The 14,435-nt window shown below is 37.0% G+C and carries 19 protein-coding genes; 15 read left to right on the top strand and 4 right to left on the bottom strand.

Going from position 1 to position 14,435, the window contains the following annotated elements; all coding sequences use genetic code 11:
- Nucleotides 1-78: 78 nt before the first annotated feature.
- The 10 genes from D7I46_RS08020 (at nucleotide 79) to D7I46_RS07975 (ending at nucleotide 6,576) form a co-directional block, all read left to right on the top strand.
- On the top strand, nucleotides 79-402 hold the full coding sequence (locus D7I46_RS08020) for a hypothetical protein (protein WP_120772419.1): 324 nt from the start codon (nucleotides 79-81) through the stop codon (nucleotides 400-402).
- 15 nt (nucleotides 403-417) lie between these two features.
- Entirely contained in the window at nucleotides 418-747 is a 330-nt protein-coding gene (locus D7I46_RS08015) for a hypothetical protein (RefSeq protein ID WP_120772418.1), read from the top strand.
- 509 nt (nucleotides 748-1,256) lie between these two features.
- On the top strand, nucleotides 1,257-1,973 hold the full coding sequence (gene pyrH, locus D7I46_RS08010; protein ID WP_120772417.1) for a UMP kinase: 717 nt from the start codon (nucleotides 1,257-1,259) through the stop codon (nucleotides 1,971-1,973).
- A gap of 113 nt (nucleotides 1,974-2,086) precedes the next feature.
- Nucleotides 2,087-2,644, top strand: coding sequence for a ribosome recycling factor (gene frr / locus D7I46_RS08005; RefSeq protein WP_120772416.1), 558 nt, complete (start codon nucleotides 2,087-2,089; stop codon nucleotides 2,642-2,644).
- 235 nt (nucleotides 2,645-2,879) lie between these two features.
- Nucleotides 2,880-3,734, top strand: coding sequence for a CvfB family protein (locus D7I46_RS08000; RefSeq protein WP_120772415.1), 855 nt, complete (start codon nucleotides 2,880-2,882; stop codon nucleotides 3,732-3,734).
- A 174-nt stretch (nucleotides 3,735-3,908) separates the two neighbouring features.
- Entirely contained in the window at nucleotides 3,909-4,448 is a 540-nt protein-coding gene (msrA, locus tag D7I46_RS07995; protein WP_120772414.1) for a peptide-methionine (S)-S-oxide reductase MsrA, read from the top strand.
- A complete protein-coding gene (locus D7I46_RS07990) occupies nucleotides 4,445-4,660 on the top strand; it encodes a YozE family protein (protein ID WP_120772413.1) in 216 nt (71 codons plus the stop codon). The genes msrA and D7I46_RS07990 overlap by 4 nt, the downstream gene beginning before the upstream one ends.
- 164 nt (nucleotides 4,661-4,824) lie before the next feature.
- Nucleotides 4,825-5,250 carry a 50S ribosomal protein L11 gene (gene rplK / locus D7I46_RS07985; protein ID WP_120772412.1) on the top strand — a complete coding sequence of 142 codons (426 nt, stop codon included), beginning with the start codon at nucleotides 4,825-4,827 and terminating at the stop codon, nucleotides 5,248-5,250.
- A gap of 200 nt (nucleotides 5,251-5,450) precedes the next feature.
- Nucleotides 5,451-6,140: a 50S ribosomal protein L1 gene (rplA, locus tag D7I46_RS07980; protein WP_120772411.1), complete on the top strand. Its 690-nt coding sequence runs from the start codon at nucleotides 5,451-5,453 to the stop codon at nucleotides 6,138-6,140.
- Nucleotides 6,141-6,219: 79 nt separating this feature from the next.
- Nucleotides 6,220-6,576, top strand: coding sequence for a hypothetical protein (locus D7I46_RS07975; RefSeq protein ID WP_120772410.1), 357 nt, complete (start codon nucleotides 6,220-6,222; stop codon nucleotides 6,574-6,576).
- Between the two features lies 1 nt (nucleotide 6,577).
- Here the strand turns inward: D7I46_RS07975 and D7I46_RS07970 are convergent, their stop codons facing one another.
- Together D7I46_RS07970 and D7I46_RS07965 are read right to left on the bottom strand one after the other, a co-directional pair.
- Nucleotides 6,578-6,799: a hypothetical protein gene (locus tag D7I46_RS07970; RefSeq protein ID WP_120772409.1), complete on the bottom strand. Its 222-nt coding sequence runs from the start codon at nucleotides 6,797-6,799 to the stop codon at nucleotides 6,578-6,580.
- A gap of 246 nt (nucleotides 6,800-7,045) precedes the next feature.
- Entirely contained in the window at nucleotides 7,046-7,447 is a 402-nt protein-coding gene (locus D7I46_RS07965) for an HIT family protein (RefSeq protein ID WP_120772408.1), read from the bottom strand.
- Nucleotides 7,448-7,836: 389 nt separating this feature from the next.
- Here D7I46_RS07965 and D7I46_RS07960 point away from each other — a divergent pair, with 389 nt between their 5' ends.
- Together D7I46_RS07960 and D7I46_RS07955 are read left to right on the top strand one after the other, a co-directional pair.
- Nucleotides 7,837-8,607, top strand: coding sequence for an ABC transporter ATP-binding protein (locus tag D7I46_RS07960; RefSeq protein WP_120772407.1), 771 nt, complete (start codon nucleotides 7,837-7,839; stop codon nucleotides 8,605-8,607).
- A complete protein-coding gene (locus D7I46_RS07955; RefSeq protein WP_120772406.1) occupies nucleotides 8,600-9,622 on the top strand; it encodes an ABC transporter permease in 1,023 nt (340 codons plus the stop codon). Before D7I46_RS07960 ends, D7I46_RS07955 begins: the two co-directional genes overlap by 8 nt.
- 186 nt (nucleotides 9,623-9,808) lie before the next feature.
- On the opposite strand, the gene D7I46_RS07950 is transcribed toward D7I46_RS07955, so the two are convergent.
- Nucleotides 9,809-10,429 (bottom strand): copper homeostasis protein CutC, encoded by a 621-nt coding sequence (locus tag D7I46_RS07950; RefSeq protein WP_120772405.1) that lies wholly within the window; start codon nucleotides 10,427-10,429, stop codon nucleotides 9,809-9,811.
- 45 nt (nucleotides 10,430-10,474) lie between these two features.
- Here D7I46_RS07950 and D7I46_RS07945 point away from each other — a divergent pair, with 45 nt between their 5' ends.
- Entirely contained in the window at nucleotides 10,475-11,299 is an 825-nt protein-coding gene (locus D7I46_RS07945; RefSeq protein ID WP_120772404.1) for a putative RNA methyltransferase, read from the top strand.
- Between the two features lie 68 nt (nucleotides 11,300-11,367).
- Here the strand turns inward: D7I46_RS07945 and D7I46_RS07940 are convergent, their stop codons facing one another.
- Nucleotides 11,368-11,649, bottom strand: a complete 282-nt coding sequence (locus D7I46_RS07940) for a DUF3270 family protein (RefSeq protein ID WP_120772403.1) — start codon at nucleotides 11,647-11,649, stop codon at nucleotides 11,368-11,370.
- Between the two features lie 288 nt (nucleotides 11,650-11,937).
- On the opposite strand from D7I46_RS07940, the gene D7I46_RS07935 reads away from it, so the two are divergent.
- Nucleotides 11,938-12,861 carry a peptidase U32 family protein gene (locus tag D7I46_RS07935; RefSeq protein ID WP_120773329.1) on the top strand — a complete coding sequence of 308 codons (924 nt, stop codon included), beginning with the start codon at nucleotides 11,938-11,940 and terminating at the stop codon, nucleotides 12,859-12,861.
- A gap of 268 nt (nucleotides 12,862-13,129) precedes the next feature.
- A complete protein-coding gene (locus D7I46_RS07930) occupies nucleotides 13,130-14,422 on the top strand; it encodes a peptidase U32 family protein (RefSeq protein WP_120772402.1) in 1,293 nt (430 codons plus the stop codon).
- Nucleotides 14,423-14,435 lie beyond the last annotated feature (13 nt).

The raw sequence follows: 14,435 nt of genomic DNA, 5'->3' as shown, positions 1-14,435 counted from the left end.
TGAATTTGTCCATTTTTTAATATGACAACGCTTTAAAATGTTGTAAAAGGAGTAGAATAAAGGAAAGGAGAGAACGCTATGAAAGCAAAATTTGATGATGAAGTGGTAGAAGTTTGGGAAATATCAAGAGAAAATGACAAGCCTGATTGGGTCAGTGTTGCATTTGCGGGAAACAAACTTTATTGGACGGAAAAAATCGCAACAAATTTCAGTGAAAATATATCTGGAAGCTGGTTGAATGACCATACAAAACCTGTATATCGTCCAACAAATTCAAAATCAGCAAATACGATAGCTCTGGCGGGGGAAAATCAAGTTTTTCATGGTAAATTTGGCGAGTTTTTGCTCAAAAAATCAGAAAATGATTTAGCTATTGTTACGAGAGAAGCTTTAGAATTTTAGAGATGGAGGTAAAATATGGATTTTCCGAAGGTGACTAAGGCAGAGATGTTGCCGAATGTTCGTTTGCGCTTGGAGTTTAATAATGGTGAAGTACGTTATTTACCAGTCAACGACCAGCTAGAGTTGATTATCAAGCCTTTCCACAAAGAAACATTGAAGAAGACTTATGGTTTGGCATTGTTCTTAGGTGGTGTGAACTCTTGGATGGGTAATGAGATTAAAATTCAGAACAATGGAGATATTCAACTTAATCAAAAATTAATTCCTGCCGAAGTGGCATGGAAATATAGCTTAAAGCACTTAAATAGTGAATGGAAAGAGCCCGAAGAACAGGAAAATGATTAAAATTCTGGAAGTTTTGGGCTTTGGTTTGGTGTTTTTGATTCCAGGTTTTCTGTGCTAGCGTGCGAATCGTGGTTATTTCTGGATAAGAAAAAATCATAAGAAACAGAGAAGAAATTCGAGTTCAATGTGGGCTAGTTTGGGGTGTTTTAGTTATTTGATTTTTGGTTTTGGAATTTTTCTTATGAGTTTTGGGTTAATAACAATCGTTTATAAAATTCTTGAGATGGTTCATATTCTGCAATAGTGAAAGGCTAGAATTAGCCTTTTTTTCACAAGCATTTTGTGGTAAAATAGAGAAAATATAATAAAATAGGTTCAGTGTGAGTAATAATGAGCATTGAGGCTATATTGAGCTTGCTAAAAATTTAGTGAGTTGCGATTACTTCGCAGTGGTCTTTTGAGCATTTTACCTCAAAAGCAACCTTTTTCAAACTAATGATAAAATATTCTATTTTAAAGTTAGTCTAGTATGTAAATAAAAAATTTCGCAGAAATTTGTCGGAGGAATAATGGCTGATATTAAATATAAACGTGTACTATTAAAGCTTTCTGGGGAAGCACTTTCTGGAGAGAAGGGTTTTGGTTTTGACCCCGAGGTTGCAAAAGCCGTTGCTCAAGAGTTAAAAGAAGTGCATGATTTAGGTGCTGAACTTGCGATTGTTTGTGGTGGTGGTAATGTTTGGCGCGGTATCACTGGAGAAAAGGCAGGAATGGAACGCGCTCAAGCAGATTATATGGGAATGCTTGCAACAATTCAAAATGGCTTGTTTATCCAAAGTGCATTGGAAAATCTTGGTGTAGATACTCGTGTGATGACTGCAATCGAGATGAAGGCCGTTGCCGAACCTTACATTCGTCGTCGTGCAGAACGACACTTAGAAAAAGGTCGGGTTGTGATTTTTGCTGGTGGTACAGGCTCACCTTACTTCTCAACAGATACAACTTCAGCCTTACGTGCTGCTGAAATCAATGCTGATGTGATTTTGATGGCTAAAAATGGAGTCGATGGTGTCTATAATGCAGACCCTAAACTTGATGAAACAGCCACTAAATTTGCGACATTGAGCCATATGGATGTGATTACAAAAGGGTTGCACGTCATGGATAGCACCGCATCAACGATGTCAATGGATAACCATATTCCACTTGTTGTTTTCAACATGAATGAGCCAGGAAACATTAAACGAGTGGTCCGTGGTGAAGAAATTGGAACGACAGTAGAGTAATTTTACTGACAAGAGTTGAATTTCATTGACAGAAATTCTGTCAGTGAAAATTTTCCGAGAAAAGAAAGGGAGAAAGCCTGTAACGTACTTGACAGCAGGCAAATCATTTAATTATGGCAAACGAAATAGTAACGACGGCTCAAGACCGTATGAAAAATTCATTGGGAAGCTTGCAACGTGACTTGGGTCACATTCGTGCAGGACGCGCAAATGCAAGTCTGCTTGATCGGATTCAAGTGGAGTATTATGGTGCTCCTACCCCTCTTAATCAGCTCGCTTCAATTACTATCCCTGAGGCACGTGTTCTGATGATTACGCCTTTTGATAAGTCAATTTTGAAAGATATCGAAAAAGCGCTATATGAGTCTGATCTCGGTATCACACCAGCAAATGACGGTTCTGTTATTCGCTTGGTTATTCCAATGTTGACTGAAGAACGCCGTCGCGAACTTGTTAAAGATATGGGTAAAGTGATTGAATCTGCAAAAATTGCTATTCGCAATATTCGCCGTGATGCAATGGATACTGCGAAAAAATCTGAAAAAGCAAAAGAAATCACAGAAGATGACCTTAAATCTCTTGAAAAAGAGATTCAAAAAGCAACTGATGATGCAGTAAAAGAAGCGGATAAGCTCGCAGCAGATAAAGAAAAAGAACTTTTGGATATCTAATTGGTAGTTTTTAAACAATATTTACTGACAAAAATTCTGTCAGTAAATATGGAGCCCTAACTTCCCTGATAGCTATTCTGTCAGTAAAATTATATGGTTTTATTTGAAGAGGCTACAGGATTTCGTACCGTGAGTGTTTATGTGTTACTGCTTCTATTAATGGATGAAGCGCGGAAACTGACGGAGTAAAACAGCAACGAACGGCTCTGTTGAGCCGTTTTTAAAAGAGGTATAAATGAGCATTATAGCAAAAACGATTTCCGCAATTATTGTGGAACAGAGCGAGCGCTTCTATTTTCTCCAGAAAGGAGAAGATTTGCTGCGTTTGGATAAGACTGAAGGAGAATATTCGATTGGTGACGTGGTGACAGGGTTAGTTTATGTGGATAAAGATGAACATAGACGATTAACGACACTGCCACAACAAGCTACGCTTGAACAATTTGGTTGGGGAAGTGTGACTGATGTTCGCCGCGATTTAGGTGTCTTTGTAGACACTGGTCTACCTGGAAAAGATATTGTCGTATCTCTTGATGATTTACCTTTAGAAAAAGAGCTTTGGCCAAAAGTTGGTGACAAACTTTATGTAAAACTTATTGTAGATAAAAAAGAGCGGATTTGGGGACATCTCGCTTGGCATGAAGATTTTTGGAAATTAGCTGGTCCAGCTTTTGATAATATGCAAAATCAAAACCTTCGTGCAATTGTTTATCGAAATAAAGAATCTGGAACTTTTGTTTATTTACCTGACAACAATATGCTAGGCTTCATACATCCTAACGAACGCTTCAGCAATCTACGAGTAGGTCAAGAACTTCAAGTACGTGTGATTGGTTTCCGTAAAGAAGACCGTAGCCTTAACTTGTCTGCGAAACCACGTGCTTATGAAATGCTTGATGCAGATGCACAGATGATTCTTGCATACTTACAAAGTATGGGTGGTAAAATGTCTTTTAATGATAAGTCTAATCCAGATGATATCAAAGCCACTTTCGGTATTTCAAAAGGTCAATTCAAAAAAGCGCTTGGTGGCTTGATGAAAGCAGGAAAAATTAAACAAAGCCAAGCAGGGAGTGAACTGATAGATTAATTATGTTACTGACAAGATTTCTGTCAGTGATAAAGAGGGGATTTAAAATTTAAAAGTAGCTTTACAGGCTACTTTTTTTATGACTGTGCTATAATATTTCACAAGACAATTAAAATAAATAGTAGACAGTTGATAAGGCTAGAGGATTGTCATTATTGATAATGAGGAGGGAAAATGGCAAAAGAAAAAGCAACATTTGCAGGCGGATGTTTTTGGTGTATGGTTCAACCCTTTGAGGAACGCAATGGCATACTCTCTGTAACAAGTGGATATACAGGCGGAGATTTTGAGCATCCAACTTATGAACAAGTGAAAATGCATATTACAGGTCATACGGAAGCAGTAGAAATAATCTTTGATAATGAAAAGATTAGTTTCAAAGATTTAGTTGAAATTTACTGGACACTAACAGACCCAACGGATGCCTTCGGACAATTTGAAGACCGAGGAGATAACTATCGCCCTGTTATTTTTGTGGAAAATGAAGCACAAAGAGTGATAGCAGAAGAAAGTAAAGCTCATCTTCAAGAAACAGGAAATTTTGATTCACCTATTGTGACAAAAATTGAACCTGTGCAAAAGTTCTGGCCAGCAGAAGAGTATCATCAAGGTTTTTACAAGAAGAATCCAGAACATTACGCTGAGTCAAGTCGAATTCGTCATGAATTCATTGAAGAAAATTGGACTAATGAAAATAAGGAAATCAAGAAATGAGCACACCATTTTATACATTTTTGATGCGCCACAGGTCGCCAGTAGAGGTTGATGACATCACTCGTCTTGCTAACCTTGTCTTTCGTGACCCACTTTTTCCAAAACAATCTAAGAACTTTGAAGAAGTCTCCTCATATTTAGAAACTCATGCTCCGTTTTATTTTAACCTAACATTGTTTGATGATATCTGGCAGCTGTATTTAGAATCATGAAATTCCATGGGTCATTTTTTCACAGCTATGGACAAAAATTGATTGACAAAAGATAAATAAAACAGTAGAATAGATAGGTATGCATTTTTGTCATACAGGCGTGGAAGCTGCAAAGGGCAGCATCATACCACATCACGAAAACAAATATAAGGAGAACATTTATCGTGGCTAAACAAGTAGAAAAACTCGTTAAATTGCAAATCCCTGCCGGTAAAGCAACACCAGCTCCACCAGTTGGTCCAGCTTTAGGTCAAGCAGGTGTTAACATCATGGGATTCACAAAAGAATTCAACGCTCGTACAGCTGACCAAGCTGGTATGATTATCCCAGTTGTTATCTCAGTTTATGAAGACAAATCATTTACATTCATCACAAAAACTCCTCCAGCAGCAGTTTTGTTGAAGAAAGCAGCAGGTGTTCAAAAAGGTTCAGGTGAACCTAACAAAACAAAAGTTGCTTCAGTAACCAAAGCACAAATCAAAGAAATTGCAGAACTTAAAATGCCTGACCTTAACGCATCATCAGTTGAATCTGCAATGTCAATGATTGAGGGTACTGCGAAATCTATGGGATTCACTGTTACTGACTAAAATTTCGTTCAAATTTACTTCGTTGACAGAATCCTCGCCTGCCTCAGTAGGCTTCAGAACCTGTCGCCTCGAACTTCAAACGAAATTTCAAGGCAATCCATTTTGGCTTGCTCAGAAAAAGTCACACATGCAATCCACACATTTAAGTGGAAGGCTGTCGTTAAGACAGACAACCGATAATACCACAAGGAGAAATAGAAATGGCTAAAAAAAGCAAAGCATTGCGCGCTGCGATTGAAAAAATCGACGCAACTAAAGCTTACAGCGTAGAAGAAGCTGTAGCACTTGCAAAAGAAACTTCATTTGCAAAATTTGATGCAACTGTAGAAGTTGCTTACAATCTTAACATCGACACTAAAAAATCAGACCAACAAATTCGTGGAGCAATGGTATTGCCAAACGGAACTGGTAAAACTGCTCGTGTTCTCGTTTTCGCTAAAGGAGCGAAAGCTGAAGAAGCAACAGCGGCCGGTGCAGACTTTGTAGGTGCTGAAGAACTTGTTACTAAAATCAACGGTGGTTGGTTGGACTTTGACGTTGTTATCGCAACACCTGACATGATGGCAGTCGTTGGTCGTCTTGGACGTGTCCTTGGTCCACGTAATCTTATGCCAAACCCTAAAACTGGAACAGTTACTATGGATGTGACTAAAGCAGTTGGAGAATCAAAAGCTGGTAAAGTTAACTACCGTGCCGATAAAGCTGGTAACATTCATGTGCCAATCGGTAAAGTTTCATTTGACACAGATAAACTTGTTGAAAACTTTAAGGCAATTAATGCTGTAGTTGTTGCTGCTAAACCATCAGCAGCTAAAGGAACTTACATTTCAAACCTTTCAGTTACAACAACTATGGGACCTGGTGTGAAAGTTGATACAGCTTCTTTCTAATGAAGGTATAAAAAAGAGATTTCGGTCTCTTTTTTCTTATATTGATTGTACAATTTTAAAAATCGTGTTAAAATAGGGTATGTTACTATTTCTATGGGGTTTTATTACAGTCGTTTTTGGCATTACCTACCTTTTTCAGATTTTGAATTTAACATTGATAGGTCTTGAACTAGTGGCAATCCTACTCCTTTTTCTTAGTTTTTGGGAGAGTAAAAAAGGAAGGTATAGCCGCATCATTGCTATGAATATTGTCATGGTCGTTGTTATTGGCGTGTTATACTATTCACAGCATACATTCACTTATATTCAGCACCATGATACAGAAAAACTACTAGTCATTATTGGCGGTTTCATTATATCACAGGTGATGGGGATTTTTTGGGGAATACAATTTTATAAACAGCAGAAAAAATCAAATAAAAATAAAAAAAGCTGAGTTATTCAGCTTTTTTATTTATCTTCTCCACAAGTTCATTTATTTTATCAATTTTAGGTTGTGTTGCGGCTTGAAACTCAGTGACTTTTCTTTGAATATCTTGACTAGTGCGTTCAGCTTTTTTTGCTTCTGTTTGCACACGTTCAACATTCAATTTTAAAGTATCAATTTCTTCTGTCAATTCGGATAACAGTTTTTTCATATCATTAAAGAATTCTATCATAGGAACCTCCTGATTTATACTATACTAGTTTTATTTTAAAAGCCCATAGGGCTAGCCATTTACTTTATTTCATATCTGATTGTAATATTCAGCTAAAAATGGTCAGTGAAAACTATAAATTAATGTGCATGGCGATATTTTTATGCTATAAAAATGGATTAGACTAACTTTATCATAGATAGATATTATCAAAAGGTTGATTTCTGATGATTAAGCGGGAGTTTCCCCTCTTGTTCACAACCATAGTCAATCTTTAGTAATTTCAGCAGCGATTGCGGATAAATCAAAATCATGTTGTGTAAATTTACCGATAAAGCCATCATTTTCTGCATAACGTGGAATAAGATGAATGTGTGTGTGGAAAACAGTTTGACCAGCAATTTCCTCATTATTTTGTAAAATATTCATTCCCTTAGCACCAAGATTTTTCATAATTTTATTGGCAATATTGGGCACTTTAGTAAAAAGTTGTGCAGACTCTTCTCCTGTCATCGCAAGGAGATTTCGATAATGTTTTTTAGGAACTAGAAGAGTATGTCCTTTAGTCGTTTGAGTGATATCAAGGAAAGCGAGAACTTCATCGTCTTCATAAACTTTAGTACTAGGAATTTCTCCAGCGATAATTTTGCAGAAGATACAGTTATCCATTTGAATGGCCTCCGAAATTTGTTAAGAAAATGTTATAATATACTAAGATTATACCAAGATGTGAGCAACGCCGTCAAGAAGTGTAGAGAAATAGGAAAATGTGATTCTGCTCAAAGAAGCAGGTTCTATCTTGTCTTTTCTCCTAGCTTCTGTGGTGTGAACTCAATTATACTAAGCTGTGAGTCTGATTGGCAATAAATAATCAAAATATATCTTGGCTTTTCATACTTTTGATAAGCCGATGAACAGTGAAATGTTGAAAGTATGGAGCTAGGAAATGTGGGATTTTTTTGTGAAACAGAGTTCTTATACTCTATTACTTTTCATTTATTTCTAATCATCTGAACTCAATTATATCAAATTTAATGAGAATTGGAGAACATAACGTAGTGCTAAAAGTAACGAATCTAACTGGAGGATATCTAGGAAATCCAGTATTAAAAGAAGTTAATTTTGAGATTGGTGATGGAGAACTTGTTGGCTTGATTGGTCTGAATGGAGCAGGAAAATCGACAACAATTCAAGAGATTATAGGGCTATTAACACCATATTCAGGACAAATTGAATTAGATGGTCTAACTTTACAACAAAATCTTGAAGGTTATCGCCAAAAAATTGGTTTTATTCCAGAAACGCCAAGTCTTTATGAGGAATTAACTTTACGTGAGCATATTGAAGTTACTGCGTTAGCTTATGGAATTCCTATTGAAGTTGCGATGGCGCGCGCTCAAAAACTATTAGAAACCTTTCGATTAAGTGATAAATTAGACTGGTTTCCAGTAAATTTTTCAAAAGGGATGAAACAAAAGGTAATGATTATTTGTGCTTTTTTGTGTGAACCATCACTTTATATTGTTGATGAGCCGTTTATGGGTCTTGACCCTCTAGCAATTCAGGATTTGATTGACTTGATGTTAGAAATGAAGAAAACCGGTAGTTCAATCTTGATGAGTACGCATATTTTGTCAACGGCGGAAAAATTCTGTGATAAATTTGTAGTTTTGCATGAAGGTCAAGTGATTGCTACAGGTACAGTTGACGAGTTGCGGGCAAAGTTTGGTCAACCTAATGCAAGTCTAGATGAAATTTATTTGTCGTTGACCAAAGGAAAGTTGCCAAATCTTACACAATCAAAAGAGGTAGGTCCTACTCATGAATGAAATATTTAATCAGCGAAGAAAGGCGTGGTACTCCCAGAATATTAAATATCTTCGTTATGTTTTTAATGATCATTTTGTATTATTTTTGATGATTTTGTTTGGTGCTATTGTCGTACAGTATGTAAATTTTTTACAAAATCATCAGTTAAATACTTTTGGAAAAGTGATTTTGATTATTTTTGCTACAGGATTGAGTCAGGTTTTTGGACATTTAGCTACTTTTGTAGAGCCAGCAGATAAAGTATTTTTGCTTGTTAAGGAGCTTGAGGTTCGTAAGTATTTACTGTCTTGTTTGGTGCGTTCGTTATTTTTTCCTGCTCTGATTTCTGGAATTATAGTTTTGATTGTGACTCCTCTTTTGGAGTTTCCGGTTTATTTGTTAATACTTTGGTTTGTCTTGCTTGTTTTAGTGAAAGCGGGATGGCTTGGACAAAAACTACGGAAAATGCAAATGAATAATAATTTGGATTGGTCAAGTTTGATTGCTTTGGAACAAAGCCGAAAGACAGCAACTTTACGATTTTTTGCCTTATTTACAAATGTAAAAGGGTTAAAATCTCGAAGTCATCGAAGAAAATATTTGGACTTTTTACTTCCGAAAACAAAACGGACTTATGAATATCTCTTTACGCGTGGTTTTTTGAGAAGTGGTGATTATTTAGGGCTAACTTTACGCTTATTGACTTTGGCATTACTGACGATGATTTTTGTCAGCAATGGAATTGTCGCGATTATTCTAGTTTCAGTTTTTAATTATTTGCTTATATTCCAGTTGATTTCTCTAAGAGAATTTTTTGATTATCAACTTTTGACACGAATATATCCATTGAAAAAAACGGCAAAAAATGGTGGTTTAAGAGCCGTTTTGTTTAGAGTTATGTTATTTGTAACTTTAATTGAATTGATTGTTGGGCTAATTTTCTTGCGTCCCACATGGTTTGTCGCAGTTATCCTTTTGGTTGATTTTATATTGACTAAATTTTATGTGAGAATGAGATTAAAAAACAAAAAATAATTCTGTCAGTATACTGATAAAACGGTCAAACTTGTTGACCGTTTTTTATCTGATAGATTTAAAAATCTTTTTAATCGTATTAAACTGACAGAAATTTTTGTATCATAAATTGAAGTGATTATTTCATTGGTGAGAGATTCTTTTTTCTTCACCAATGTTAGTAGAACGAAAGTAGCACTTGCTAAGTTAAATGATTTTTGTACCGTGGACAAAATTTGTTCCTGTCATTTGAGATAGTGACTCAAAGTTATCACTATTTACACCACCGCCAATTAAAATATTGAGGCGACCAGAGGCATATTTAACTAAATTTTTAATTTTATCGGTATTTAGAGGTTGATTGAGTGGACCACCATGCATCAGGATTTTATCAATCCCAGCTTCAATAAGCTCATCAATTGCTGCTCTTTGGTCTTCAATCTCGTCAAATGCCATATGAAAGGTGATGGGAAGCCCTTGAGATGCAATCATTAAGGTATCAAGGGCGTCACTATCAATTTTATTATCCTCAGTCAGCACCCCAAAAACAAGATTTTGAGCACCAGCTTCGATTGCTTTGAGGATATCAGTTTCCATTATTTTCAATTCGTAGGAGTTATAGATAAAATTCCCTGAGCGTGGGCGTATCATGACAGCAAGAGTTGTTTTACTTTCTGAAACTAAGCGAGCGGCCTCTTCAATAACCCCATAAGAGGGTGTGGTACCGCCGACGGCCAAGTTATCACAAAGCTCAATGCGCTCCACCCCATTGCGTACTGCTTGCGGAATTTCAGTAAAATTTTCAACACAGAGTTCTCGAATAATCATAGTTTTTCCTTCCAAAAGTGCTAAATTTATTATAACATTATAACTATGTTAAAGAAAATAGAAAAAGCTTACTTACTATTGGAGAAAAATGTTGAGTTTCTGAGATGTCCGCTTTGCCATACTTCTTTTCAGGTGGAAGCTTATGCGCTTCGTTGTGAAAACAAACACACTTACAATATCAATAAAAAAGGATTTGTCAATTTTTTACAAACAAAAGCGGACACTGAGCATTATACAAGAAAAATGTTTGAACCACGCAGACGGCTGATTCAGTCTGGGATGTACTCGTCAGTACTGACAGAAATAAAAAAATACTTTGTCAGTGGAAATTTACTTGATGTTGGTACGGGAGAAGGCTCATTTTTAGAGTTTCTTGATAATGATGGCGCAAAATTTGGTTTTGATATCGCTAAAGATGGCATAGAGATGGCGACGGAGTTAGAAACTAATAGTTTTTTAAGTTTGGCTGATTTGACCAATTTGCCATTCGCTGACAGAAGTTTGTCAGTGATTTTAAACATTTTTACACCATCAAATTATGCTGAATTTCATCGGGTACTGTCTAAAAATGGGCGAGTGATTAAAGTTGTCCCAGAACAGTTTTATTTGCAAGAACTGCGTGAGAGTTACGAGATACCGATAGACTATGATAATACTGCAGTTGTTGAGCGCTTTAAGGCAGAGTTCAAAAAAGTGACAGAACAGGAAATCAACTATACTTTTAAAATTCCACAGGAATTACGCGAAGATTTTCTTGCGATGAGTCCGTTAGAGTGGAGCGTTTCGGAAGAACTGAAAAAACAAGCAAGGCAAAATCCTCCACAACAAGCGACGATTCATGTCCGTATTTTAGTTGGTAAATCCGATTAAAAATCTGTTTTGAGCATATCAAAAAAACTGCCTATTCTATGTGAACGGGCAGTTTTTGCTTGATAGACTTATTTTAACAAAGTTTTAATAACTTTTGCGATTCCTTTTTTCAAAGAGATATAAACAGCGAGAGATAAGAAGAACGCGACTGGAACAGCAATCAAACTTGTCAACATCGAAACTAAAACGTAAGTAATAATAGCAAGGAAGATAGAAAATACAGCAATGTTCACAAAGAAAGTTAATTCTTGCACCCGCTTGTTAAATTGTTTTTGTTCACGTCCTTGAGTTTCGGTATAATTATAATATTCTTGTTTTTCGTAAAAGTCCTTGAGATTTCTTAATTCCATAGTATATTAGCAACTTTCCTGAGTTTATTATGTAATTTATTATAGTATAAAAAGCAACGCCTTTTATTATAACAAAATTAATTTGGTTACACAAATGTTACTGTAAGCGTAAAACATGATTAAGTATTTAGGAAAAGTCAAATAGTATGATTTTGATTTTAAATCATGGATTGTCCATTTGCCCTAGATTTGCCTTTTTGGCACATAGTGTTCAGTGGTTTAAAAGCGCTGGGTGGTAATTTTTATGATTTCTGGACAAGCTGCCTCACATCTTGGTATAATATCATTATGATTACAATTACTTCTACAGTTGAGAGTGTTGAGCAAGCTAAGGCTTTGCTGGATGCTGGAGCTGATCGTTTATACATTGGTGAGGCAGCTTATGGTCTGCGCGTGCCAACTGCGCTTACGTATGATGAATTACGTGAGATTACTGAACTTGCACATCAGGCAAATAAAACTGTGACAGTCGCAGTGAATGCACTGATGCACACAGAAATGATGTCAAAAATCAAACCTTTTTTGGACTTTTTAGTTGAAATTAAAGCTGACCGTATTGCAGTTGGAGATGCTGGAGTGATTTTTGTTTTGCAACGAGACAAATATAAACTCCCTTTTATTTATGATGCCTCAACGATGGTTGCATCAAGTAGACAAGCGAATTTTTGGGCAGAGCAAGGTGCTGTTGAGGCGGTACTCGCCAGAGAAATTCCTAAAGAAGAGCTTTCTGATATGAAAGGAAGTTTGAGAATACCAGGTGAAGTTTTGGTTTATGGCGCGACGGTGATTCATCATAGTAAACGCCCTTTGGTACAAAATTATTATAATTTTATCAAAACCGAAGAAACTGGGAAAAATCGGGAACGCAATCTTTTCGTTTCTGAGCCGAAAAAAGAGGATACACATTATTCGATTTTTGAGGATAATCATGGCACACACGTATTTGCAAATGATGACATCAACATGATGACAGAGTTGAAGCAACTTACAGAAATGGGATTTGACCGCTGGAAGCTTGATGGAATTTTTACGCGAGGAGAGAATTTTGTCCAGATTGTAAAACTTTTTGTTGAAGCTAAAATGTTGATTGAAACAGGCCAGTTTACTGAGTTGAAGGCTTTTCAGCTTGAAGAAGAGGTACGAAAACTCCATCCGTTAGGACGAACAATGTCGCATGGTTTCTATGATTTAGATAAGAATGCAATCAAATGATTCTGTCAGTTCAGTGTGCCTAAAACAAGCATTAGATCGGCGGTATAAGAATAATTAGTCTCACTAATTATTCTGTCAGCATACTGACAGATTTTTTTATGTACTGACAAAAAGCGACAGACTGTCAAATAAGCTTGTCAGTGCTGACGGTTTTATTTTCTAAAAAAAACCTGTAAAATAGAGCAATAAGAAGTTTTGGTCAATTCTTTCGACAGAGTATTGACCTTTTCAAAATAACTCACAATCTTGAAAATTGGAGAATAGAAAAATGTCAATTAAAAAAACACGTCCTGAGGTTCTTGCGCCAGCAGGGACACTTGAGAAACTAAAAGTAGCCATTGATTACGGTGCTGATGCAGTTTATATTGGTGGTCAGGCTTATGGACTTCGTTCACGTGCAGGCAACTTCACATTTGAAGAAATGGCTGAAGGTGTTGCTTACGCAAGTGAACATCATGCAAAAGTTTATGTTGCAGCGAACATGGTGACACATGAGGGAAATGAGCAGGGCGCAGGAGAGTGGTTTCGTACTTTACGTGATTTAGGGATTTCGGCTGTTATTGTATCAGACCCCGCGTTGATTGCTATTGCAGCAGCAGAAGCACCTGGTCTTCCTATCCACCTCTCTACACAAGCATCAGCGACGAATTATGAAACACTTGAATTTTGGAGACATTTGGGACTTGAGCGAGTGGTTTTGGCACGGGAAGTTTCGATGGAAGAATTGCGCGAAATCCGCGAGCACACTGATGTTGAGATTGAAGCCTTCGTCCACGGTGCAATGTGCATTTCCTACAGTGGACGCTGTGTTTTGTCAAATTATATGAGTATGCGTGATGCCAATCGTGGCGGTTGTTCACAGTCTTGTCGCTGGAAATATGACCTTTATGATATGCCATTTGCTGGCGAACGTCAATCCATTAACGGCGAAGTCAGTGAAGAATTTTCGATGTCAGCCGTTGATATGTCTATGATTGAGCATATTCCAGATATGATTGAAAATGGAGTGAATTCGCTTAAAATTGAAGGACGGATGAAATCTATTCACTACGTCTCAACGGTCGCTAATGTTTACAAAGCTGCAATTGATGCGTACCTAGAATCACCTGAGCATTTCGAGACGATAAAACCTCAACTGGTTGATGAGTTGTGGAAAGTTGCGCAACGTGAATTGGACACTGGATTTTATTATGGACTACCTGATGAAAACAAACAATTGTTTGGTGCGCGCCGCAAGATTCCAGAATATAAATTTGTCGGCGAAGTCATTGATTTTGACGCTGACAGCATGGTTGCAACGATTCGTCAGCGTAATGTCATCACGGAAGGCGACCAAATCGAGTTTTACGGTCCAGGTTTTCGCCATGTCGATACAGTTGTAAAAAATCTCCGCCTCGCAGAAACGGACGAACACATTGACCGCGCGCCAAATCCGATGACGCTGCTTCATATTGACGTGCCATTTGCCGTAAAAGCTGGCGACATGATTCGCAAAAACGGCGCAGGCCTCATCAATCTTTATGACAAGAAAACTGGTAGCGCAAAAACGGTTCGTGCCTGATACTGTCTGTCAG

This window comes from Lactococcus allomyrinae (assembly GCF_003627095.1).
Classification (GTDB): Bacteria; Bacillota; Bacilli; order Lactobacillales; family Streptococcaceae; genus Lactococcus; species Lactococcus allomyrinae.
Note: the sequence above shows the minus strand (reverse complement) of the source record. Positions and strands in the feature narration are given on the sequence as shown.

Coding starts and splice junctions, on each gene's coding strand:
- D7I46_RS08000 (WP_120772415.1), top strand. CDS start 2,880: ATGAGCATTATAGCAAAAACGATTTCCGCAATTATTGTGGAACAGAGC.
- D7I46_RS08020 (WP_120772419.1), top strand. CDS start 79: ATGAAAGCAAAATTTGATGATGAAGTGGTAGAAGTTTGGGAAATATCA.
- frr (WP_120772416.1), top strand. CDS start 2,087: ATGGCAAACGAAATAGTAACGACGGCTCAAGACCGTATGAAAAATTCA.
- D7I46_RS07965 (WP_120772408.1), bottom strand. CDS start 7,447: ATGGATAACTGTATCTTCTGCAAAATTATCGCTGGAGAAATTCCTAGT.
- D7I46_RS07930 (WP_120772402.1), top strand. CDS start 13,130: ATGTCAATTAAAAAAACACGTCCTGAGGTTCTTGCGCCAGCAGGGACA.
- pyrH (WP_120772417.1), top strand. CDS start 1,257: ATGGCTGATATTAAATATAAACGTGTACTATTAAAGCTTTCTGGGGAA.
- D7I46_RS07950 (WP_120772405.1), bottom strand. CDS start 10,429: ATGATTATTCGAGAACTCTGTGTTGAAAATTTTACTGAAATTCCGCAA.
- msrA (WP_120772414.1), top strand. CDS start 3,909: ATGGCAAAAGAAAAAGCAACATTTGCAGGCGGATGTTTTTGGTGTATG.
- D7I46_RS07940 (WP_120772403.1), bottom strand. CDS start 11,649: ATGGAATTAAGAAATCTCAAGGACTTTTACGAAAAACAAGAATATTAT.
- D7I46_RS07935 (WP_120773329.1), top strand. CDS start 11,938: ATGATTACAATTACTTCTACAGTTGAGAGTGTTGAGCAAGCTAAGGCT.
- rplA (WP_120772411.1), top strand. CDS start 5,451: ATGGCTAAAAAAAGCAAAGCATTGCGCGCTGCGATTGAAAAAATCGAC.
- D7I46_RS07945 (WP_120772404.1), top strand. CDS start 10,475: ATGTTAAAGAAAATAGAAAAAGCTTACTTACTATTGGAGAAAAATGTT.
- D7I46_RS08015 (WP_120772418.1), top strand. CDS start 418: ATGGATTTTCCGAAGGTGACTAAGGCAGAGATGTTGCCGAATGTTCGT.
- D7I46_RS07975 (WP_120772410.1), top strand. CDS start 6,220: ATGTTACTATTTCTATGGGGTTTTATTACAGTCGTTTTTGGCATTACC.
- D7I46_RS07970 (WP_120772409.1), bottom strand. CDS start 6,799: ATGATAGAATTCTTTAATGATATGAAAAAACTGTTATCCGAATTGACA.
- D7I46_RS07955 (WP_120772406.1), top strand. CDS start 8,600: ATGAATGAAATATTTAATCAGCGAAGAAAGGCGTGGTACTCCCAGAAT.
- D7I46_RS07990 (WP_120772413.1), top strand. CDS start 4,445: ATGAGCACACCATTTTATACATTTTTGATGCGCCACAGGTCGCCAGTA.